We start from the raw sequence: 22,848 nt of genomic DNA, 5'->3' as shown, positions 1-22,848 counted from the left end.
TCTTTTTTTAGTTTAGAGTTTGAACGAGTACTGGTTTCCAGCCCTCATTGTCTACCCAATCAATATTTACATAATATTTTTTACCTGATTGTTTATCTTGTACGTTACCGTAAGCTTTATTCTTACCGTTATTTCCAATTCTATGGATAACTAATTGATTTACTGGAACGTCAATTGCAGCTGAAATCGCTTGATTCATCTCATTCCAATCTGCTGTACCTTTTTTAAACGTCATCGCAGGTGTTGCACCTTGCTCTGTACCTACTGGCTTCCAAGAAGATTTCGTATAAGCATCTGTTGCCTGTGACTGTGTTTTTTCAGCTGGTGCTTTCTCGTTAGCTTTCGCTTCTTCTTCAGCTTTTTTCTTTTCTTCCTCAGCCTTTTGCTTCTCTTCTTCCTTCTTCTTAGCCTCTGTCTTATCTTGCTCATTCTTCTTCGGCTCTTCTTTACCCTTAGCTTTCTCAGCTTTATTCTCTTTTGTTGTTTGCTGAGCTACCTTTTTATCATTAGAAGACGCTTGCTCTTTTGTGTCAGGAACAAACAATTGATATGCTACAATAGCTACTGCTACTAATACAATAGCGATTGCAATATTTAAAACACCGTTTTGACGACGTTTTTGTTGTTTCTGTTGGAATCTAGATCCTCCTGCCATTCTTCAAACCTCCATGCAGTTTTTCATACTTGCTATTGTAACATTAAATCTAGAAAGGTTGAACATTTACAATAATATTTTCACGAAATGAAAACATTTCATAAATAATTGCAAGATTACTTTTCAATTTCTAATTGATGAATTGCCTCTACCATTTCTGCAAAAACTGGTGTGACTACATTTTCATTACTATCTGTTTCTATATCAACTACAACTAAAGCATATCTTGGGTTTTCATATGGAAAATAACCTGCAAACCAGCGATTCACCCTCTCTCCTTTTCCTGTTTGTGCTGTCCCAGATTTTCCAGCGACAGTTAGTGGCAACGAACGGAATGCGGTTCCCGTTCCTTTCTCCATCGTTACAACGGCTCTTAACAACTGTTGTAATTTTTTCATCGTTTCATAAGAAAGCTGTTTCCCATTTAATTTATGATTTTCAAATGCAAAAAAGTCGGTTCCATTTTTATACACTATTTTTTTCACAGCTTTCACTTCCATCTTCTCTCCACCTCTAGCAATTGTCGCCATCATATTCGCTATAGCTAGAGGTGACACACGTACATCTTTTTGTCCGACTATCGTTTGAGCAATCGCTTTTCTACTATCTTTATTTTCTTCGCTTCCCCAAATAATAGCACTCTTTTCTTCTGGCAATTGCTCAAATTCTGGTGTATGAAACACTGAACCTTTCCAACCTACCTTCTCACTTGCTCCTAAGGCCTCTAAATACGTTTCTAATACTTCCCTATCCTTTTGCATTAGTTCATCACCTAATACGGCAAACGTTCGATTACAGCTTCTAGCAAAGCTTTCCTTAAAGTTTAATGACCCCATCATAACTTGTGGAAGATTTTCACCGTATAAATCCGTATTACAGTTAAATGTACGATTAAACCGCACCAAATTCTCATCAATTACTGCTGCTGCAACTACTGTTTTAAAAACAGACCCCGGAAAATGAGGAGTTAACATTTGATTTTCAAGTGTAGATTTATATATCCTCCTATCATTCATCTGTAAAGAAGGCCTACTTACCATTGCTAAAACTTCACTATTCTTTATGTCTAGTAATACTAACCCACCTTTTTTTATTCCGTTTTCATCTATAATCTTCTCTGCTCGTCGTTGCAACGTTTTATGTATTGTTGTTTGAATAGTAACTGGATAAAATGGATTTCCTGGTGAAGTGTATTTCGCCTGCTTCCCAAAAATCGGTTCTCCTTGTCGATCCACTTGATATAGTACTTTCGCTTCTCCATCAGTCAGTAAAAATTCATCAAATGATTGTTGCAATCCAGAAATACCAATTGGCGTTTGTTTCGAAGTTTTTTTCATTTCTCCATAACGCTTTTGAAATTCCTGTTCATTCTCTCCCACATCACCAATTAAATGATTTGCCTCCCCCATTTGCTTCAGTCGAACTTCTGCTGCTACAATACCTAAAATATCTAATTGATTTACCTTCTTCATCTGCTCGAGCGTTAATTGAAATGGGGTATTCTCCTTTCGTAATATAAATGCTTGATTCTTATTTTTCATTTGCAGTCTTATCTCTTGTCTCGACACACCAATGATATGCGCAATTTTCTCTAACATGTCATTTTTTATTTGTAAAAACGGAAAAACAATTAAGACTGGATATTTCTCTTCACCAATTTCCTTACCATTTCGATCTGTAAAATGCCCTCTTCCATTATCTACTGTAAGTGATTGTGTTCGTTGCGTAACACTTTTTTCAATCAGATTGATATTTCGGTCAGTAAATGATTCCGTATCTATAATCTGTATTTGGATTAAACGACAAAGTAATAAAAAAATCACACCCATAAAACAAATTAAAACAATTATAATTCTCCGTTTCATTTTCATAAAAAACACCTCGTCTATTGTAGTTTAGACGAGGTGTTTCACCTTTTATACAAATAAAAAATCACTCGTTTTTACACGAGTGATTTTTTACGTTATTTTACAGAGATAATCTCTACTTGCATTTCTCCACCTGGTGTTTGGATTGCTACCTTCTCACCAATTTGCTTACCTAATAAGCTTTTTGCGATTGGAGAATCGTTAGAAATTCTTCCTTCAAATGGATCGGCTTCTGCGCTACCTACGATTATGTACGCTTCTTCGTCTCCACCTGGTAACTCTTTAAATATTACTGTTTTACCTAATGTTACAACTGTAGACTCTTCACCATTGTCTTCAATGATAACCGCATTACGAATCATGTTTTCAAGTTGTGTAATACGTCCTTCTACGAATGCTTGCTCATCTTTCGCTGCATCATACTCAGAGTTCTCTGAAAGATCTCCGAAGCTACGTGCGATCTTAATACGCTCTACAACTTCTTTACGTCTTACTGTTTTTAATTGTTCAACTTCGTTCTCTAGTTTTTGCTTACCCTCTTGCGTCATAGGGTATGTTTTTTCTGTTGCCATGTTTTCCACTCCTTTTATATACCAATCCCCCGAAAAAAAGAGGAGTTCCATATGAAAACTCCTCCGCTTATATAGCGGAGGTTTCTAGCACACGTAGCACTAGTGGAGTTGTCACATACAACCCCTTATTCTCCAATTCTTCCTTATATAAAGAAGGTATGTATGGAAAGTTGATATAAATATGCCCTCACCTATTGGTAGGTGAGGTTTCATGTTTCATTGTATTCGATAAGAAGGGAAAAAATCCCTTCCTATCGTATATCTTTTACTATGCTATTACAAATTTACTTTTTGTTCAAGAATTGTTGCAATTTTTGTAACCATAATATCAATTGCAACATGGTTTTGTCCACCTTCAGGGATAATAATATCCGCGAATTTCTTAGAAGGCTCAATAAATTGATTATGCATTGGACGTACAACGTTTACGTATTGGTCGATAACTGAATCCATTGTACGACCGCGCTCTTCAATATCGCGCTGCATGCGGCGTAAAATACGAAGGTCTGCATCTGTATCAACGAACACCTTAATATCCATTAACTCACAAAGACGTGGGTCTTCTAAAATAAGAATTCCTTCTAAAATGATTACATCTTTCGGCTCAACTGGAATAATTTTTTCTGAACGCGTATGCAATGTATAGTCATATATAGGCTTTTCCACTTGCTCATATGCAAGCAACTGCTGCAAATGGTCAATTAACAAATCATTATCAAACGCTAACGGATGATCGTAATTTGTTTTTAAACGTTCTTCCATTGGTAAATGGCTTTGATCTTTGTAATAATAATCTTGCTCCAAGATTAAAATGGAATGACCTTTAAAATGGTCAAAAATCGCTTTCGTTACACTTGTTTTTCCTGATCCTGAACCACCAGCGATTCCAATTACAACAGGCTTATTCGTCCCCATTCGACTACCACTCTTTCTTATTGAAGTATGTTTTTGCGCATCATATTATTCACATACACTGGTTGATCCACTTTGAATTTCACGATTTGCAACGGATGTCTCGCTGCATCTAATTCGTTTCCATCCTCATCCCAAATTTTCTCCACCGTCTGCGTAAAGTTTTCTATTTCTGGCCCAAAGAACTCCACTTCATGTCCTGGTTTGAAGTGATTACGTTGCTCAAGCGTTACGATGCCCGTTTCTTCATTATAATCTAACACTAAACCAGCAAAATCATACGTTGTTTTCTTACTATGATTTCCAAACATTTGCTCTTGATGTCCTGGAACCCCTTCAAAGAATGCAGGAGCTGTATCACGATTTGCACATTTATCAAGTTCATCTAACCATTCTTGTTTAAACTCAAAGTTATCCGGATTCGCACAATACGCATCAATTACTTTACGATATACAGTTGCTACAGTCGCTACGTAATGGATAGATTTCATACGTCCTTCAACTTTTAAGCTATCAATTCCAATTTCAATCATTTTCGGAATTGATAAGATTAAATTTAAATCTTTTGGGCTCATCGCAAAGTGAGCATCTTCTTCTTGGAATAGAGGAAGCTCTTTTGCATCTTTATGTTGTGATACCGTTTGAACTAAATCATAATCCCAGCGGCAAGATTGACAACAACCACCACGGTTAGAGTCACGCGCTGTCATATGGTTACTTAATGTACATCTCCCTGAATACGCGATACACATTGCACCATGGACGAATGCTTCAATTTCAACATCAACTTTTTCTTTAATTTCTTTCATTTCTTCATAGCTTGCTTCACGAGCTAATACAAGACGATGTAAACCTTCTTCTTTCCAATACTGTGCTGCTTTCCAGTTGGATAGTGATTGTTGTGTACTTAAATGCACCTCAACAGAAGGAGCTACACGTTTACATGTCTCAATAATAAGCGGATCGGCAACGATAATTCCCGTTACGCCAGCTTTTTCAATCCCTTTTAAATATTCCTCTAGCCCATCCATATTTTCATTATGTGCAAAAATATTTGTTGTCACGTATATTTTCGCTCCATATTTCTTTGCAAATTCAACGCCTTCTGCCATGTCTTCCAGCGTAAAGTTACCTGCATTAGAACGAAGACCAAATTCTTGTCCACCTAAATATACAGCATCTGCCCCATAATGGATAGCTACTTTTAATTTTTCTAAGTTACCCGCAGGGATTAACAGTTCAGGTTTTTTCACAATAACGCGTTTGCCATCGATCACTCGTGAAATTTCTTGTACAGTCATTTCCTACACCCTCCTCGTTTAGTAAACCGTTTCTTTAAAGAAGAATCCTGTATCTAACGGACGATTTACCGGTTGTATTTCTTCTATCTCTTTAAATAAATCATCTTTCACGTCATAATACGCATCACGATCTTCTACACATAAATCAATCGCCTTACGATATTTCTTCGTCACCTCAATAATGTACTCAGAACTTTTTAGGACACCATCAATTTTTAAGCTATCGACTTCAGCATCGATTAGTTCCTCTAACTCATCGATGAAACAAATATCATTCGGACTCATAATGTGAGTACCATTTTCATCTTCATAAATTGGATATTTGTTATTACGTTCTGGGTCGTATAAGAACATATTCTCTTCATACTTTTTCTTTTCGATGTCGAGATTACGCCCTTGATACTCAAAGTAGTTTCCTACTAGTGAACGCTTCGATTGGAACATACAAGTCATACCGTGAATTTGCACTTCAAGTTCCACTTCAGCATTTTCTTTTAATTCAGCAATTTCATCTAAGCTAAGCTCACGAGCTAATACAGCGCGTTTCGCTCCTCTTTGCCCCCAATAGTTACAAGTAAACCAGTTTGTTGCTGTCGTTTCTGTATTCCAGTGAAGTTGCATATTTGGTGCAACTTCACGAACAGCCATTAATACCGCTGGATCTCCGAAAACAATCGCATCTACATTTACCTCATTTAAAAAGGCAACATAGTCCGTTAATTCTTCTACTTTATCATTGTGGAACATCGCATTCATTGCAACGTATACTTTCACACCATTTTCATGTGCAATGTTTACAGCTTGTTTCACATCTTCACGTGAAAACTCTCCTGCCAAACGTAAACCAAACTTTTGTTCACCAACCATTACTGCATCTGCCCCTGCTTTCGCAAGAGGTTCAATATCCGCCACCGCTCTAGGCGTTACTAACAATTCAGGTTTCTTCATACTTTTGTCACCCTCTCTTTTTACTTACAGCCACTCCATCGCCAATTGGGAAAATCGTTGTATCATATCCTTCATGATTCATAAGCCATTCATTGTACGTCTTAATACGACGAATCAAACCACGGGTACGTCTATTTTCAATTTTCTCTTTTGTCGTCACAAGACCATGGTACATAACGTTATCTGAAATAATAACGCCACCAGGATTTAATAACGGTTCGTATAAGTCAAAAAAGCGACGATACTGCCCTTTCGCTGCATCAATAAAAATAACATCAAATGTTCCATGTTCTTTCACTTGTTCGCCCGTTTCTAAAGCATCACCGTAAATAACAGAAATACGGTCTGTTACCGAGGAACATTCTATATATTCAAGTGCCTTTTCATATCGTTCACGATTGCGCTCTACTGTCACAATGCGAGAGTTCGGAATAGCTTGCATCATACGAATACTAGAATAACCGATTGCTGTTCCAAGTTCTAAAATACTTTCCGGTCCAACTAAACGTAAAAATTGCAGCATAAATTCCATTCCAAGTCGATCCATAATCGGCACATGGTTTTCAGTTGCATACTCTTCCATTTCAAGAATTAATTTATCTTTTGGATCAATAAATGATAATAGGTACTCGTTAACTGCATCCTCCATAATTGGTCCTCCTTATTTACATGGAGAAGTGCCTCTATGACGCGTCAACCTTTGTCTTTTCACACATAGAATGCAATAAAAATACAAGCCAGTTTCACCCTTAGCTTGTACGTCCCGTTTTGATATTAAAAACGATTCTTCTGCCAGTTTTTAACCCGATATATTTTACCACAAAAAAGAGGGATATGCGACCCTTTTCGCTATCCCTCCCCATTTCACTGTTTTTTCGTAATGTATTTTTGCTTTAATGCATTATGTTCTTCTAATGTTTTCGCATAATACACTTCACCACTTGGTGCAGCTAAGAAATAATAATAATCTGTTTGCGCAGGATCTAACGCTGCTTCCACTGAATGTTTACCAGAGTTTGCAATCGGTCCAACTGGCAACCCTTTCACAACATACGTATTGTACGGTGAGTTTATTTTCAAGTCTTCGTATAATACACGTTGTTTATGCTTTCCAAGCGCGTATAATACCGTCGGATCCGTTTGAAGCGGCATGCCTTTCGCTAAACGATTATAGAAAACACTAGAGATTTTTTGGCGATCAGTAAAGCCAGTAGCCTCTTCTTCAATAAGTGAAGACAACGTGAGAAGTTGATGAACATCCCAGTTCTTCGCTTTCATTTTCGCCTCATTTTGAACAATAATTGCATTTGTTTTCTCAAGCATCGGGATTACAATTTCTTCTAATTTCGTATCCTTTTTATAGAAAGAATACGTTGCTGGATATAAGTATCCTTCTAGTGGATATTTAATGTTGCTATCAAAAATTTTATCCGTTAATAGCTTCGGATACTTTTGCTGCATTTTTTGAATAAATGCTTTATCGTTTAATTGACGCACAACATCATCTTTATTCCACTTTAATTCTGCCGCAATCACTTCAGCAATTTCAGTTACTTGCGCTCCTTCTTTAATCGTCACTTTATAAAGAGCCGGACGATGTACGTTGCCAGATGACATTTGTTCAATGACATCGTTAGCACTCATCGAAGGATTTAATAAATATGTACCTGCTTGTAAGCTTTTCGACTTAAATTTCGTATAAAAACTAAAAACTGTACTGCTTTTCACAGCACCTTTTTCTTCTAAAATCTCACCGATTTTACTTGTAGATGACCCCTTTGGAATCTCTACCTCAATCTCTTTTTTATTTCCACTATCAACTGGCCCTAATGCAGATGAAATATACGCATAGACTGATCCACAAACTAAAAGCAGTGCGATAATCGAAATTAAAAAAATGCGTCTACGCTTCTTCTTCACTTGATTCTCTACCAAAATTCTTCCTCCTTATTTAATTGTAGACCGTATACACTTCCTCTATACAATGCCCTACAAACATAAAGCAAAACCAATCATTTCTAAATAATCGGTGACAGCTACTTATTTAAAGCCTTTTTTCATACAACCCGTCTTATTATACTATAAACAATTAAGTAGTTTCGACAAAAAATCTGTCATTTTGCATATGAATACAAAAAAGGCGAACTGTGTACACAGTTCGCCTTTTTATCCATTACTATTCTTCTTCTTGCTCATCAGCAAGAGTGTTAAACATTTCTTGTACCATTTCCCACTCTTCTTCAGATTCAATTGAAAGTAATGTTCCGCCCTCTTCTTCGCTTTGCTCGTATGCCATTGCATCGAAGATTTGGTCTCCATCTTCGTCTACTTCACCGATTGGAGAGAAGACTACGTAAGATTTTTTGCCGAATTTTTCAGCATCAAAAGTGAAAATAATTTCACATAAATGTTCGTTTCCTTTTTCGTCTACAATTGTAATTTGATTTTCTTCCATTTTGGTCACCTCTTATTTACTATCTAAAAATCCTTGTAAGATCACGACTGCAGCCATCTTATCGATTACCTGTTTTCGCTTCTTACGGCTCACATCAGCTGAAATGAGCAGACGTTCCGCTGCCATCGTCGACAAACGCTCGTCCCACATTACAACTTCTAATTGTAACAGATTTCGCAGGTTTTCTGCAAATTGCTGGCACGCTTCACCACGAGGGCCGATTGTACCATTCATATTTTTAGGTAAACCTACTACTATTTTGTCCACATTGTACTGTTTTACCAACTCAGAAATACGGTCAAAACCAAAGTGGCCTCGTTCTTCGTTAATCCTGATTGTTTCCAGCCCTTGTGCTGTCCAGCCCATCTCATCGCTCATTGCAACACCGACTGTTTTAGTACCAACATCTAAACCTAATATCCGCATAAACTACTCCTCACGATGATGTTTCAAGTAAGACTTCACAAGCTCTTCAATTATCTCATCACGTTCAAGCTTGCGAACGATGCTTCGTGCATCTTTATGGCGAGGTATGTATGCTGGATCTCCACTTAATAAATAACCGACGATTTGGTTAATCGGATTATAACCTTTTTCTTGAAGTGCATCATACACAGTTAAAAGTACATCATTTACATGGACACTCTGTTTTTCATCTTGAATGCTAAACTTCATTGTCTTATCAAAACCGTCCATTTCAAGCACCTCACTTGTAAGTAGTAAGTATAGGGAGAAGAACTTCTCCTCTCCCTACCATTGTACACTACTATCTCTTTATTTTGAAACAGATTTAACGTACTCTTGTACAAACGCTAAAGCTTCCTCTACTTGCGCTGGGTTTTTACCGCCTGCTTGTGCCATATCAGGACGGCCACCACCGCCGCCTCCACAACGAGAAGCTACTTCTTTCACAAGTTTACCCGCATGGTAACCTTGACTAATTAAATCTTTCGTTACGCCAGCTAAAATATTTACTTTATCGTCATTTACAGACGCTAATACAACAACTGCAGACTCTAATTTATTTTTAAGGTCATCCATCATTGTACGTAAGTTGTTCATATCTGCAACATTTACTTTTGCCGCTAATACGTTCACGCCATCAACTGTCATTACTGAATCAGTTAAGTTTCCAGCTTCGATATTGCTTAATTTCGCAGCAAGAGATTCGTTTTCTTTTTGAAGTTGTTTTACTTCAGCAAATAAACCATCAACTCTTGTTAAAATATCTTTCGGATTTGTTTTCATTTTTCCTGCTGCTTCTTTTAATAAACCTACTTGATCGTTCATTAATTCGTATGCAGACTTACCAGTTACCGCCTCAATACGACGAGTTCCTGCACCGATACCAGACTCAGCAACGATTTTGAAAATACCGATAGAAGCTGTGTTATCAACGTGACAACCACCGCAAAGCTCTAAGCTGTAATCGCCTACTTGTACAACGCGTACAACATCACCATATTTTTCACCGAATAATGCCATTGCGCCCATTTCTTTCGCTTCTTCGATTGCTTTTTGAGAAATCGCAACATCAATACTTTCCCAAATTTTTTCGTTTACGATACGCTCAATTTTTTCTAATTCATCAGCTTGTACTTGACCGAAGTGAGAGAAGTCAAAACGTAAACGTTCAGATGTTACAAGAGAACCCGCTTGGTTAACATGCGTTCCAAGTATATCTTTTAATGCTTGGTGCAGTAAGTGAGTTGCTGTATGGTTTTTCACAACGCTACTACGGTTTTTCGTATCGATAAGAGCTTTTACAGCCGCTTCTTTCGTTAATGTACCCTCTTCAACAACAACTTTGTGTAAGTTTTGACCATTTGGTGCTTTTTGTACGTCTTTTACAACAACTTTCACGCCGTCAGCAAGAAGATAACCACGGTCTGCAATTTGCCCACCGCTCTCAGCGTAGAATGGCGTTACATCAAGCATTAATTGTCCTTCTTCACCTGCTTGTAAGCTATCTGTATACTCACCATTTTTCACAAGTGCAACAACGTTACTTTCTGTTGCAACTGTACCGTAACCAACGAATTCGCTCGCTACTTTAACTTCACCAAGTACACCGCCTTGAACTTGCATAGAATCAACGTCTTGACGAGCAGCACGTGCACGCTCACGTTGTTTCTCCATTTCATTTTCAAAGCCCGCTTGATCAACTGTCATACCAGCTTCTTCTGCATATTCTTCTGTTAATTCAATTGGGAAACCGTACGTGTCGTATAGGCGGAACGCATCTACGCCAGAAATAACAGTTGTTTTTTCTTCTTTCGCTTTTGCAATTACTTCAGCTAAAATTGATTCACCATCATGAAGTGTTTCATGGAAACGCTCTTCTTCATTCTTCACAACTTTTGCGATGAAATCTTTCTTTTCAAGTACTTCTGGATAGAAGTCTTTCATTACTTCTCCAACAACCGGTACTAATTCAAACATGAACGGACGGTTGATGTTTAATTTCTTAGAATAACGAACAGCACGGCGTAATAAACGACGTAACACATAACCACGGCCTTCGTTAGATGGAAGAGCACCATCACCAACAGCGAATGTTACTGTACGGATATGGTCAGCAATTACTTTAAACGCCATATCTTTTTCTAAATCGCCATTACGATATTTCTCACCAGAAATTGATTCTGTTGCACCAATCATCGGCATGAATAGGTCTGTATCAAAGTTCGTAGGTACATCTTGAACGATAGATGTCATACGCTCTAGACCCATTCCTGTATCGATGTTTTTCTTAGGAAGTGGCGTATATGAACCGTCTGGATTATGGTTAAATTGAGAGAATACAAGGTTCCATACTTCTAAGTAACGCTCGTTTTCTCCGCCCGGATATAATTCTGGGTCACTAAAGTCATTACCGTAAGATTCACCGCGGTCATAGAAAATTTCTGTATTCGGTCCACTTGGCCCTTCACCGATATCCCAGAAGTTTTCTTCTAAACGGATGATGCGTTCTTTTGGAACACCCATTTTCTCATTCCAAATTGTGAATGCTTCTTCATCTTCCGGATGAATTGTAACAGATAGTAATTCTTTATCGAATCCGATCCATTTGTCGCTCGTTAGAAATTCCCAAGCCCAAGTAATTGCTTCTTCTTTGAAGTAATCACCGATTGAGAAGTTCCCTAACATTTCAAAGAATGTATGGTGACGAGCCGTTTTCCCAACGTTTTCAATATCGTTTGTACGAATTGATTTTTGTGCATTTGTAATACGTGGATTTTGTGGGATTACACGACCATCAAAATATTTCTTTAATGTCGCTACACCACTATTAATCCATAGAAGAGATGGATCCTCATGAGGAACTAGTGATGCACTTGGTTCTACTGCATGTCCTTTTTCTTGGAAAAAGTCTAAAAACATTTGACGAATTTGTGCGCCTGTTAGTTGTTTCATTGTATTTTCCTCCTTAAATATAAAAAACTCCCGCCCCTAATAAAAGGGACGAGAGTTAACTCGCGATACCACCCTAATTATGAATTGATTATTATAACAATCAATTCATCACCTCATGGTGCCGTAACGTGGCAAGACGGCAGTGATTAGCTGCTCTCAGGATTAGCTTTCTGTTACCCTTCATTTAAAGCTTCTTTCAGCCATTGGAAGCTTCTCTCTATAAATGGACTGTAACATACTTGTTCCGTCATTGATTTAATGTATTATATGACTAAATATAATAGAATTCTCTTAAGTTTGTCAATGTAGATAATAATAATTATATTGTACTACACACATTTTCGTTAGCTACATAAGCATCTACTTTTCATTTTAAATATCTTCTCTTTTCCAAAGAGGCCTCACATGAACGATCACTGTACGAATAACAGCTAAAATTGGAACCGATATTAGCAATCCTACAATCCCGGCTATCTCTCCTCCAACTAGTAATGCGAGCATAATAATAACGGGATGCATACGAAGCGACTTACCAACGATGTAAGGCGATAAAATGTTACTTTCCAAAAATTGCAAAATAGCAATTGTAATCCCCGCCTTAATGAGTAAACTCGTTGATACCGTTGCCGCAATCATCAACGTGGGAATCGCCCCTAAAATAGGACCAAAGTACGGGATTATATCCGTTACCCCAATAATAATGCCGAGCAGCAATGGATATTTCATACCGATAAACCAAAAAGAAAGAACAGATACTCCCCCTAATACTAAGCAAACAAATAACTGTCCTCGAATATAACTTCCGAGTGACTTATCAATTTCTTTCGCAAGCATTTGACCCGTACTACGCCACTTACTCGGGACTAATTTCCAAAATATATGATAAAACTCACCGTAATCTTTTAATATGTAAAATACAATGAATGGAATTAAGAAAATAATGAGTAACGAATCCAGTACACCACGAGCTGTGCTCATGACTTTATTTAAAAGCGCTTGAATCTTCGTTTCTACACCACCAAAAATTTGTTTCACCTTTTCATGAATAAATGATGGGAAATTCGCTGTTTGTTCTGTAACTCCATCCATCCAAGAATCGTACATTTTTGTAAACTGTGGAAATTGTTCATTAATTTCTTGTAACTGTTTAATAACAACTGGCGTTCCTTTATAAATTCCATAGCCAATTCCGCCAAAGAAAAGAATATAAATGAGCAAAATAGCAAGTGTGCGTGGCATTCCTTCCTTATGGATTTTTTCAATTAAAGGGTGTAATAAATAAGCAATAAAACAAGCAATAAAGAACGGTGTGATCGCCACTTTAAATACAAAAATAATCGGTGCCCATAGTGGCTTAATTTTTAAAAAGACGAGCAAACAAAGAAAAACGAGTAACAATAATCCTAAACGATATATCCAAATGATTTTAAGATTCTTCACACGAAAAACCTCCTCCATCTTTATTTTGAAAATAAATAGGTTAGGTTATGTGCAAAAGTTTTAAAATCTTTTTATACAGACCATACTGTTTTTTAAAGACGTACATATATTTAACATAATAAGGACAACCACCCCTGAAAATACAGAATGTCAAAATATAATCAGGAGGGCTCATAATGATCTTATTTATGCTTGCATTATCCGCACTTTTTATGCTTCTTGAATGGATTTGTATCGGGTTTGGTATTTGGAAAGGCTTCTTTATTCGTTCCTCACGAAAGGAAAGAGCTAAGCACTTATGGCATTATGGAATGCTTGGCGTTGGATGCTACGGTTTATCTTATCTCTTCTCTGAAATCGGACTTTTATATTTGCATACAAGCGCATAAAAAAACTCCCTTATCATAAAGGGAGTTTTTTACGCCTTATAAATAAGACTTAATCATCTTACGTGCTTTTTTCACATTGCGTTTTGAGAATACATCTTGTTTGCGAGCATATTGATATGCTGCAGCTCCAACACCTAATGCGATTAATGAATTGCGTAGATTCAAAGTAAATCCCCCTTTTCGTTATCCGATCGTTCTTTCATTATCATCAAATAAATCATCAAGAGAGCTTAATGAACCATCTTCCTCTACTTGATGTGTATGGATTTTCCCCTTTGAAACCGATAATTCGATATAACAATTCCAGCAATAAAATTGGTTGACACCTATTTTTCCGATGTCTTTCCCTTTGCAATTTGGACAACTGAACATATGGCTTTCATCTCCTTACAGTCTCCCAGATTCTATTCGCCATTATGTCCAAACTGCATTCATTTATACATTGCTAGAACCTTTCAACGTTATACGTTTGAAAGGTTCACTATATAATTTCACCTTGTTACATGAAATCATACGGTGAAATGTTTTCCACGTCCATTTCTTCACCATTAACCGTCACCATCTGCACTTCTCCTTGTGATTCTTGCAATCGGCCAGCTAAAGTCGTTTGACGCATTGCATCATCAAGGCGATTTACACCGGATTGAAACGCTGCTTCCTCCCCGCAAATAATAAGGAATTTCTTACTCCTTGTAATACCCGTGTAAATTAAATTACGACGTAACATACGGTTATAGCTTTTTACAATCGGCATAATAACAATCGGAAATTCACTACCTTGTGATTTATGAATCGAACAGCAATATGCATGTGTAATTTGATTTAAATCTGGCTTTGTATACGTTACTTCAATCCCATCAAATGAAACGATAATCATATCTTGTTGCTCAACGTTTTCTTTCGCATAAAACACCGAAACGATTTCTCCGATATCACCATTAAATACTTGGCTTTCCGGCTGATTGACTAATTGAAGTACTTTATCACCTCTGCGGTATACAACGTCACCGTAGGCAATTTCTTTACTTTTTTCTTTTTTCGGATTAAACACTTCTTGGAGAGCTTCATTTAACACATTAATACCTGCCGGTCCGCGGTACATAGGTGCCAACACTTGTACATCTCTTGCGCTAAACCCTTTCGTCTTCGCGTTTTCACATACTTTTTTTACAACTTCAACAATTTGAGCACCTGCACAGCTGATAAATGAACGATCTTTTTTATTTTGCGCTAAATCTGGTGGAAGTGTTCCGTCTTTTATCGCATGGGCAAGTTGAATAACAGATGACCCTTCCGCTTGACGATAAATTTCTGTAAGCTTGACCGTTGGAACCGCACCTGCATTCAATAAATCTTTTAACACTTGTCCAGGTCCTACAGATGGTAACTGATCTTCATCACCTACAACGATAACTTGAATATTTGTCGGAAGTGACTTGAATAGCTGATTTGCAAGCCAAATATCTACCATCGAAAACTCATCAATAATAAGGAGCTTCCCTTGTACAGGGTCTGTTTCATTGCGCTGAAAAGATCCTTCTGGCGTCCATCCAAGCAGACGATGAATTGTGCAAGCTGGAAGTCCTGTCGATTCACTCATGCGCTTCGCCGCTCTTCCAGTTGGGGCCGTTAATAATATTGGAAATGGATTATCATCACTATATTCATTCGGATTTAATGATACTCCGTGAAGTGACGCATACATTTCAACAATTCCTTTAATAACTGTTGTTTTCCCCGTCCCTGGTCCACCTGTTAATAACATCATCGGCTTATGAAGTGCAGTTTGAACTGCTTCTTGCTGAAGCGGCGCATACTGTACCTTTAGCTGTTCTTCAATTTCTCCTAATGTTTTTAACACTTCTGCTTCAGGGAATGCAGGGGTTTCTTCTTGATTCATAAGACGACGAATTGACTTTACAACGCCTTTCTCAGAATAGAATAAAGAAGCTAAATACACTCGCTCTTCTTCTATAATGACTTTCCCTTCGCTTTGCATCATTTCAACGCAGCCTACAATATCTTCCTCAGTCACTCTGCCTTCTTGATTATTTAAAAGTGACATCGTTTCTCTTACAAGCTGACCTTTTTCCATATACACGTGACCGAGTTGTAATGAAATATTCTCTAACGTATAAAAACACCCTGCACGTACACGGTCGTCGTGATTGCCCGTTATTCCGATTGCACGCCCTATATCATCTGCTCTTCCAAATCCAATTCCGTCCACTTCTTCAATAAGTTTATACGGATTATTACGAATCACTTCTAATGTCATCTCTTTATATTGCTGATAAATTTTAATAGAAAGTTTTGTTCCAAAACCGTAACCATTTAAAAAACTCATCACTTTCTCGAGCCCTTGATGCTCAATAATCGTCTCATATATTTCCTGCGCCTTTTGCTTGTTTACAACACCATTTAGCGCATCAGGATCATCCATAATTTTAGAAATCGCATGCTCACCGAGATGGTCCACGATCTTTTCGGCTGTACGCTTTCCAATCCCTTTAAATAAATCGCTCGCTAAATATTGCACCATACCTGCTTTTGTTTGTGGCAGTTCTTTTTTAAACGTTTCAACTAAATATTGTTTTCCATACTTTGGGTGGTCTTTAAAATGACCTGTTAATGTAAACACTTCATCTTCATGCATACGGGGAAAATGACCGTTTATCATTACTTTTTTTTCGTCGTATGTTTCATTCGTTTCAATGACTTTCATACTGACAACGGAATAGAGGTTTTCTTCGTTGTGGAAAATGGTATGAAGAACTTGCGCTTTTATAAATCTTTTTTCTTCCTCAAACAAATCCATTGCATGTTGATTTCCCATATTTCCTCTCCTTTCCGAGTTCTTTTCACTTTAATGGGCAGTACATCCCCCACCTCTTTCACAATCTTTAGATGAGGGGTAACTGCGCATTAAACTATAATTTCACTTTATTCAGCTTCTTGCTCCAATAAACGAATACCATTACCAGCTAAAAAGTGGTCTGCTTGAATTTCAGTCGCTTTCTTAAATAAAGTAAGAGCTTTCTCGTTATTTTCTTCGAATACGTACGCAACACCTAAATTATAATACGCATCTGCATGCTCTTCATCCATTTCTAATACCTTTTCAAAATAAGGTTTCGCCTCTTGAATATGTTCTAGTCGCGCGAAGCAAAGTCCGCATTGGAAAACAGCTTCTACATCATTTTCATCTAATTCAGTTGCTCTTTGTAAAAATGGCAGCGCAAGACGGTCATTGCCAAGTTGCACATGCGTGATACCTAACATAAATGTTACATCAGCTGATTGTAATCCCGCTTGCATCGCTTGTTCAAATACAGCCTTTGCCTCTGCAAATTGCTCTTGACCGTAATATACATTTCCTAAGCCATAATAAGCAGCCGCAGATTTACCATCTAATTCTAATGCACGTTTATAAAATACAATTGCTCGCTCACTATCACCTAATACATCTAATAAATTCGCAAAGTTAATGTATCCAAGCGCATCTTTCGGATTTTCTTCGATTACTTCTGTGAAATTTTTAGCTGCTTCTTCCCAGTTTCCTTCTTGCATATATTTAATACCTGTTTCAAGTTTGTTTGACATATCCTTCACCTCTACAACAAATTATAACAAAGAATGTATTTTCCAAGCGAACGAAAATTCGCTTTATGTAAAAGAAACCTCTAACCGCTAATCGGCAGAGGCTTCTCGTGTTATCCTAAATAATCTAATTTCTTACCACTATGATATACTTCATCAATTGTAGCGCCGCCTAAGCACTCATCTCCATCATAGAAAACAACTGCTTGGCCTGGCGTAATCGCACGAATTGGCTCATCACAAAGAATACGAACTGTATTTTCATCAACGATTTGAACCGTTACTTTATTGTCTGCTTGACGATAACGGAATTTCGCTGTACACGTAAATTCTTTTTCCTTCGCTTTATTACTTACCCAGCCTACATTCGTAGCAATAACTTCATCACCATATAGAAGTTCGTTATGGAATCCTTGGTCAACATATAAAATGTTTTCTTTCAAGTTTTTCCCAACAGCAAACCACGGATCACCATTACCACCAATACCAAGGCCATGACGTTGTCCAATTGTATAATACATTAAACCATCATGTTTCCCTTTCACTTCACCAGATAATGTTTGCATCACACCTGGTTGCGCCGGTAAATAGTTACTTAAGAAATCTTTAAAGTTACGCTCACCGATGAAGCAAATACCAGTACTATCTTTCTTCGCCGCTGTCGCTAAACCAGCTTCTGTCGCCATTTCGCGAATTTGTGGTTTCTTTAATTCACCTAATGGGAACATTGTTTTTGATAGTTGCTCTTGGCTTAATTGATTTAAGAAATATGTTTGATCTTTATTGTCATCAACGCCGCGAAGCATTTTATATTCGCCGTCCATATAAGCAACGCGTGCATAATGACCTGTTGCTACATAATCAGCACCAAGTGCAATTGCATGCTCTAAAAATGCTTTAAATTTAATTTCTTTGTTACACATTACATCTGGGTTTGGTGTACGACCAGCTCGGTACTCATCTAAAAAGTACGTAAATACTTTATCCCAGTATTGTTTTTCAAAGTTTACTGCATAATACGGAATGCCGATTTGGTTACACACTTCAATTACATCATTGTAATCTTCTGTTGCTGTGCAGACACCATTTGCATCTGTATCATCCCAGTTTTTCATAAAAATTCCGATTACATCATAACCTTGCTCTTTTAATAAAAGAGCTGCTACAGATGAATCGACGCCACCGGACATCCCGATGACAACGCGTGTTTCTTGAGGTAGTTTGTTCATCATGTCACCTCCCATGCTAATTTTGTGTTAATCGCTTCACGATTTTCACTGTTTCGTACGCCGCTTTTTCAATTTGCTCTTTCGTATTTCCAAGTCCGAAACTAAAGCGTACGGATGAACGTATTTGATCGGAGTCTTTTCCGAACATCGCCACTAATACATGTGATGGATCAATCGAACCAGCTGTACAAGCAGAACCACTTGATACTGCAATACCAGCTAAGTCTAGGTTTACAAGAAACGGTTCAATATTCATTCCTGTAAAACTTATATTAAACACATGTGGTAAGCGATATTCCAAGTCTCCGTTTACCTCGAAATGAATGTCCTCATTTTTGAAGACAGATACCATTATATCTTTAAACTCTTCATATTGGGCATTTTTTTGCTCACGAGTTTTTTCAGCTAGCGAAACTGCATGTTGAAGTCCAACAATACTAGGTACATTTTCAGTACCAGCACGACGTTTTCTTTCTTGCTCTCCGCCTATTAATAACGGTTCAAATTTCACATTTGCACCAGCATATAGGAACCCTACACCTTTTGGGCCGTTAATTTTGTGAGCGGAAATCGATAATAAATCAATACCAAACTCTTTCACATCTATTTCTATTAAACCGTAAGCTTGTACAGCATCTGTGTGGAAATAAGCTTGATGCTCTTTTAACAACTTTCCTATTTCCACAATTGGTTGTATTGTCCCTACTTCATTATTCCCGAACATAATAGATACAAGAATCGTCTCTTCCGTTAGTGCCTTTTGTATGTCAGAAACTTGAACACGCCCTGTTTCATCAACAGGTAAATACGTCAATTCAAATCCTTCACGCTCTAACAATTCACACGTATGCAAAATCGCATGATGTTCAATTTGCGTTGTAATAATGTGGTTACCTTTATGACGATTCGCACGCGCTACACCTATAAGCGCTAAATTATCAGCTTCTGTACCACCGCTCGTGAATATAATTTCATTTGGACTCGCGTGAATGCTACGTGCACACACACGTCTCGCCTCATCTACCGCATGGCGCGTTTGACGCCCATAAAAGTGAATACTAGACGGGTTTCCAAATGTTTCTGTCATATATGGAATCATCTTTTCGACCACTTCTGGGTGAGTCGGAGATGTCGCAGCATGATCTAAGTAAATGCGTTCCATTAAATCTCCTTCTTTCCAAATCGTTTCACAAGGAATTAAATGTAAAACATATAGCCCCCGTGATTTTCTTCCTCATAACGTACTAAATCTTCTAAAGTTGTACTATCTAATACTTCTTGCACTGCATCACGAACACGCATCCATAATTGGCGTTGTGCTGGTTCTTCTTCTTCTATCATTTCTACAACACTAATTGGACCCTCTAGTACACGGATTACATCTCCAGCTGTAATGTTGACTGGCTGATCAGATAATACATATCCGCCATATGCACCACGCGTACTCTTTACAAGACGAGCGTTACGAAGTGGTGAAATTAATTGCTCTAAGTAATGCTCAGATAGGTCATGTGCCTGTGCAATTGATTTTAATGAAATTGGGCCTTCACCAAACTTTTTTGCAAGGTCGATCATAATTGTTAAGCCGTAGCGGCCTTTTGTTGAAATCTTCATCTATTTTGCACCTCTTTTCAAATTTTCACTTCTATTGGTTATATCTTATTTATCCCGCCATTTGCGGGCAGTAAAACTCCCACCTCACAATTCGGCTGGAGCAAAGAAGTTAGGTGGGGGATGAACAAAACCCCCACTAATTAAAGTTTCACTTTATAAAAGAACACAATTTAAAATCCTATGAAATTATAGCATAATATAGTATTATAAGAAATTTCAACTTGTGTATCAAAATGATAACATAAAATCACATTGAAAAACTCGGAAATTATTACAATTGAAAGAAAAATGAAAATATTATCCTTCGTTTTTCCCATAAAACAGCATCCTATTTCAAATTTCATCAAAAAAAATGATACGATAGAATGAGATTATACATTAAGGGAGAGGGTCAAATGAAACAACCACTCGCACATCGAATGCGCCCTACAAATATTCAAGAAATTATCGGACAACAGCATTTAGTTGGTGAAGGCAAGATTTTATGGCGTATGGTCCAAGCAAATCATTTTCAATCAATGATTTTATACGGTCCTCCAGGCACAGGAAAAACATCAATCGCTAGCGCAATTGCAGGAAGTACTGGAACCCTGTTTCGCCTCTTAAACGCTGTTACTCATAATAAAAAAGATATGGAAGTTGTCGTACAGGAAGCGAAGATGCATCGGCACCTCGTTTTAATTTTGGATGAAGTTCATAGGCTAGATAAAGCGAAGCAAGACTTTCTATTACCCCATTTAGAAAGCGGACTTCTTACTTTAATTGGTGCAACGACAAGCAATCCGTTCCATGCTATTAATTCTGCTATTCGAAGCCGTTGTCAAATCTTCGAATTACACGCATTAACAGAAGATGATATTTTAATTGGCTTAAAACGAGCGCTTGAAGATAAAGAAAAAGGGCTTGGGGAATATGATGTAACTGTTACGGATGAAGCATTACATCACTTTGCAAATGCGTCAGGCGGAGATATGCGCTCAGCTTATAATGCACTTGAACTAGCTGTTTTATCTAGCTTTACAACTGACGACAAAGCCGCGGAAATTACACTTGAAATCGCGGAAGAATGCTTACAGAAAAAGAGTTTTGTTCACGACAAAGGTGGCGATGCTCACTATGACGTTTTATCTGCTTTTCAAAAATCAGTACGCGGAAGTGATGTGAACGCCGCACTTCATTATTTAGCACGTCTTATTGAAGCTGGTGACTTACAAAGCATCGGTAGACGTCTGCTTATTATGGCATATGAAGATATCGGACTTGCTAGCCCACAAGCTGGACAACGTACACTTGCAGCGATTGAATCAGCTGAACGGGTCGGCTTCCCAGAGGCACGCATACCACTTGCAAATGCTGTTATTGAACTTTGTCTATCACCGAAATCAAACTCGGCCTATAAAGCACTCGATGCCGCACTACACGATTTACGTAATGGCCAAACAGGCGATATTCCAAGTCATTTAAAAGATAGTCATTATAAAGGAGCCGAATCGTTAGGAAGAGGCATCGGATACTTATATCCACACGATCACCCAAACGGTTGGGTACAACAACAATACTTACCTGATAAAATTAAAAATAAGCAATATTATAAACCGAAAACGACAGGAAAATTTGAACAAGCACTTTCTACTGTTTATGAAAGATTACAAAGTTCGCATAAAACGAAGAATAAAGGGTAATATAAGCGAAAACGTCACCATTACGGAGGGTTCGCTTATGAAAACACGTCAAGATGCATGGACAAAAGAAGACGATCTCCTTTTAGCAGAAACTGTTTTACGACATATTCGCAGCGGAAGTACACAAATAAAAGCATTCGATGAAGTTGGTGATACATTAAACCGAACTTCAGCAGCTTGTGGCTTTAGATGGAATGCTGAAGTAAGACCATATTATGAAGATGCGGTGCAAATCGCAAAAAAACAACGTAAAGAATTAAAGCGTTCGGAAGCTAAAATAGAAAAAGAGCAGTTCACACAAACTCGGCAGCTCGTAATCGATGCCGAGTTTTCAGAAGATATTGTCCCAAATAAACAAGGTCTTACAATGCAAAATGTCATCTCATTTTTGCAAAACTTGGAGCACAATAACCCTTCACTCGCAAAGTTACAAACTGAAAATGACGTATTACAAGATCAGCTCACTTCCCTGCAAAAAACGAATAATGAACTTGAAGCAAAATTAGCTGTTCTCACAAAAAAACAACAAGCAATCGAAGAAGATTATGCAATGCTTGTTAGAATTATGGATCGTGCTCGAAAACTTGTTTCGGTCGAAGAACAAGAAGAGCAAATTGCTCCGATTTTCAAAACCGATCAAAATGGAAATTTAGATATTATATATTCTGCAGAAAACTAAAAACAGGGATGCCACTTTTTCAACTAAGTGACATCCCTGTTTATTTTCCCTTAGTGAAAAAGCACCACAGTAAATGTAATTATATTA

Annotated in this window: 23 protein-coding genes and 1 other annotated feature; of the genes, 3 read left to right on the top strand and 20 right to left on the bottom strand. The window is 37.6% G+C overall.

Features of this window, described 5'->3' with window-relative positions; translation table 11 throughout:
* Positions 1 to 7: 7 nt before the first annotated feature.
* The 13 genes from MR155_RS00825 to MR155_RS00765 form a co-directional block, all read right to left on the bottom strand.
* A complete protein-coding gene (locus MR155_RS00825; protein WP_002067259.1) occupies positions 8 to 655 on the bottom strand; it encodes a YrrS family protein in 648 nt (215 codons plus the stop codon).
* Between the two features lie 116 nt (positions 656 to 771).
* Entirely contained in the window at positions 772 to 2,526 is a 1,755-nt protein-coding gene (locus tag MR155_RS00820; RefSeq protein ID WP_242307616.1) for a peptidoglycan D,D-transpeptidase FtsI family protein, read from the bottom strand.
* A 92-nt stretch (positions 2,527 to 2,618) separates the two neighbouring features.
* Positions 2,619 to 3,095, bottom strand: coding sequence for a transcription elongation factor GreA (gene greA / locus MR155_RS00815; RefSeq protein ID WP_078213491.1), 477 nt, complete (start codon positions 3,093 to 3,095; stop codon positions 2,619 to 2,621).
* 276 nt (positions 3,096 to 3,371) lie between these two features.
* The gene (gene udk / locus MR155_RS00810) at positions 3,372 to 4,010 is read right to left on the bottom strand and encodes a uridine kinase (RefSeq protein ID WP_002015274.1); all 639 of its coding nucleotides are present in this window, start codon (positions 4,008 to 4,010) and stop codon (positions 3,372 to 3,374) included.
* Between the two features lie 17 nt (positions 4,011 to 4,027).
* Positions 4,028 to 5,308 (bottom strand): peptidase U32 family protein, encoded by a 1,281-nt coding sequence (locus MR155_RS00805; RefSeq protein WP_107887419.1) that lies wholly within the window; start codon positions 5,306 to 5,308, stop codon positions 4,028 to 4,030.
* 18 nt (positions 5,309 to 5,326) lie between these two features.
* Entirely contained in the window at positions 5,327 to 6,256 is a 930-nt protein-coding gene (locus MR155_RS00800; protein WP_002015276.1) for a peptidase U32 family protein, read from the bottom strand.
* Between the two features lie 7 nt (positions 6,257 to 6,263).
* Positions 6,264 to 6,905 (bottom strand): O-methyltransferase, encoded by a 642-nt coding sequence (locus MR155_RS00795; RefSeq protein WP_012261742.1) that lies wholly within the window; start codon positions 6,903 to 6,905, stop codon positions 6,264 to 6,266.
* Between the two features lie 215 nt (positions 6,906 to 7,120).
* Entirely contained in the window at positions 7,121 to 8,191 is a 1,071-nt protein-coding gene (mltG, locus tag MR155_RS00790) for an endolytic transglycosylase MltG (RefSeq protein ID WP_242307615.1), read from the bottom strand.
* Positions 8,192 to 8,432: 241 nt separating this feature from the next.
* Positions 8,433 to 8,711, bottom strand: coding sequence for a DUF1292 domain-containing protein (locus MR155_RS00785; protein WP_002034112.1), 279 nt, complete (start codon positions 8,709 to 8,711; stop codon positions 8,433 to 8,435).
* 12 nt (positions 8,712 to 8,723) lie between these two features.
* The gene (gene ruvX, locus MR155_RS00780; RefSeq protein ID WP_001221204.1) at positions 8,724 to 9,137 is read right to left on the bottom strand and encodes a Holliday junction resolvase RuvX; all 414 of its coding nucleotides are present in this window, start codon (positions 9,135 to 9,137) and stop codon (positions 8,724 to 8,726) included.
* A 3-nt stretch (positions 9,138 to 9,140) separates the two neighbouring features.
* Positions 9,141 to 9,407, bottom strand: coding sequence for an IreB family regulatory phosphoprotein (locus MR155_RS00775; protein WP_000348591.1), 267 nt, complete (start codon positions 9,405 to 9,407; stop codon positions 9,141 to 9,143).
* A gap of 78 nt (positions 9,408 to 9,485) precedes the next feature.
* Positions 9,486 to 12,128 (bottom strand): alanine--tRNA ligase, encoded by a 2,643-nt coding sequence (gene alaS, locus MR155_RS00770; protein ID WP_016100592.1) that lies wholly within the window; start codon positions 12,126 to 12,128, stop codon positions 9,486 to 9,488.
* A gap of 41 nt (positions 12,129 to 12,169) precedes the next feature.
* Positions 12,170 to 12,388: a binding site (T-box leader), on the bottom strand.
* 112 nt (positions 12,389 to 12,500) lie between these two features.
* Complete coding sequence (locus tag MR155_RS00765) at positions 12,501 to 13,586, bottom strand: AI-2E family transporter (protein WP_219303574.1); 1,086 nt, start codon at positions 13,584 to 13,586, stop codon at positions 12,501 to 12,503.
* 158 nt (positions 13,587 to 13,744) lie between these two features.
* On the opposite strand from MR155_RS00765, the gene MR155_RS00760 reads away from it, so the two are divergent.
* Complete coding sequence (locus MR155_RS00760) at positions 13,745 to 13,957, top strand: hypothetical protein (protein ID WP_002015285.1); 213 nt, start codon at positions 13,745 to 13,747, stop codon at positions 13,955 to 13,957.
* Positions 13,958 to 13,993: 36 nt separating this feature from the next.
* Here MR155_RS00760 and MR155_RS00755 read toward each other — a convergent pair whose 3' ends face one another.
* The 7 genes from MR155_RS00755 to cymR form a co-directional block, all read right to left on the bottom strand.
* Positions 13,994 to 14,122 (bottom strand): YrzQ family protein, encoded by a 129-nt coding sequence (locus MR155_RS00755; protein ID WP_002015286.1) that lies wholly within the window; start codon positions 14,120 to 14,122, stop codon positions 13,994 to 13,996.
* 18 nt (positions 14,123 to 14,140) lie between these two features.
* On the bottom strand, positions 14,141 to 14,329 hold the full coding sequence (locus MR155_RS00750) for a hypothetical protein (RefSeq protein WP_002015288.1): 189 nt from the start codon (positions 14,327 to 14,329) through the stop codon (positions 14,141 to 14,143).
* Positions 14,330 to 14,456: 127 nt separating this feature from the next.
* Positions 14,457 to 16,793 carry an SF1B family DNA helicase RecD2 gene (gene recD2 / locus MR155_RS00745; RefSeq protein WP_242307610.1) on the bottom strand — a complete coding sequence of 779 codons (2,337 nt, stop codon included), beginning with the start codon at positions 16,791 to 16,793 and terminating at the stop codon, positions 14,457 to 14,459.
* A 107-nt stretch (positions 16,794 to 16,900) separates the two neighbouring features.
* On the bottom strand, positions 16,901 to 17,560 hold the full coding sequence (locus MR155_RS00740; RefSeq protein ID WP_219303575.1) for a tetratricopeptide repeat protein: 660 nt from the start codon (positions 17,558 to 17,560) through the stop codon (positions 16,901 to 16,903).
* A 110-nt stretch (positions 17,561 to 17,670) separates the two neighbouring features.
* Entirely contained in the window at positions 17,671 to 18,786 is a 1,116-nt protein-coding gene (gene mnmA, locus MR155_RS00735; RefSeq protein WP_002088752.1) for a tRNA 2-thiouridine(34) synthase MnmA, read from the bottom strand.
* A 16-nt stretch (positions 18,787 to 18,802) separates the two neighbouring features.
* Positions 18,803 to 19,948, bottom strand: a complete 1,146-nt coding sequence (locus MR155_RS00730; protein ID WP_242307606.1) for a cysteine desulfurase family protein — start codon at positions 19,946 to 19,948, stop codon at positions 18,803 to 18,805.
* Positions 19,949 to 19,983: 35 nt separating this feature from the next.
* The gene (gene cymR / locus MR155_RS00725) at positions 19,984 to 20,400 is read right to left on the bottom strand and encodes a cysteine metabolism transcriptional regulator CymR (RefSeq protein WP_000704117.1); all 417 of its coding nucleotides are present in this window, start codon (positions 20,398 to 20,400) and stop codon (positions 19,984 to 19,986) included.
* Positions 20,401 to 20,795: 395 nt separating this feature from the next.
* Here cymR and MR155_RS00720 point away from each other — a divergent pair, with 395 nt between their 5' ends.
* Entirely contained in the window at positions 20,796 to 22,082 is a 1,287-nt protein-coding gene (locus tag MR155_RS00720; RefSeq protein WP_002067244.1) for a replication-associated recombination protein A, read from the top strand.
* 37 nt (positions 22,083 to 22,119) lie between these two features.
* The gene (locus MR155_RS00715) at positions 22,120 to 22,761 is read left to right on the top strand and encodes an RsfA family transcriptional regulator (protein WP_219303576.1); all 642 of its coding nucleotides are present in this window, start codon (positions 22,120 to 22,122) and stop codon (positions 22,759 to 22,761) included.
* Positions 22,762 to 22,848: the final 87 nt, after the last annotated feature.

The organism is Bacillus cereus group sp. BfR-BA-01331, from assembly GCF_022663915.1.
In the GTDB taxonomy this organism is placed as follows: Bacteria; Bacillota; Bacilli; order Bacillales; family Bacillaceae_G; genus Bacillus_A; species Bacillus_A mycoides.
This window is presented reverse-complemented; position numbering and strand designations above follow the sequence as displayed.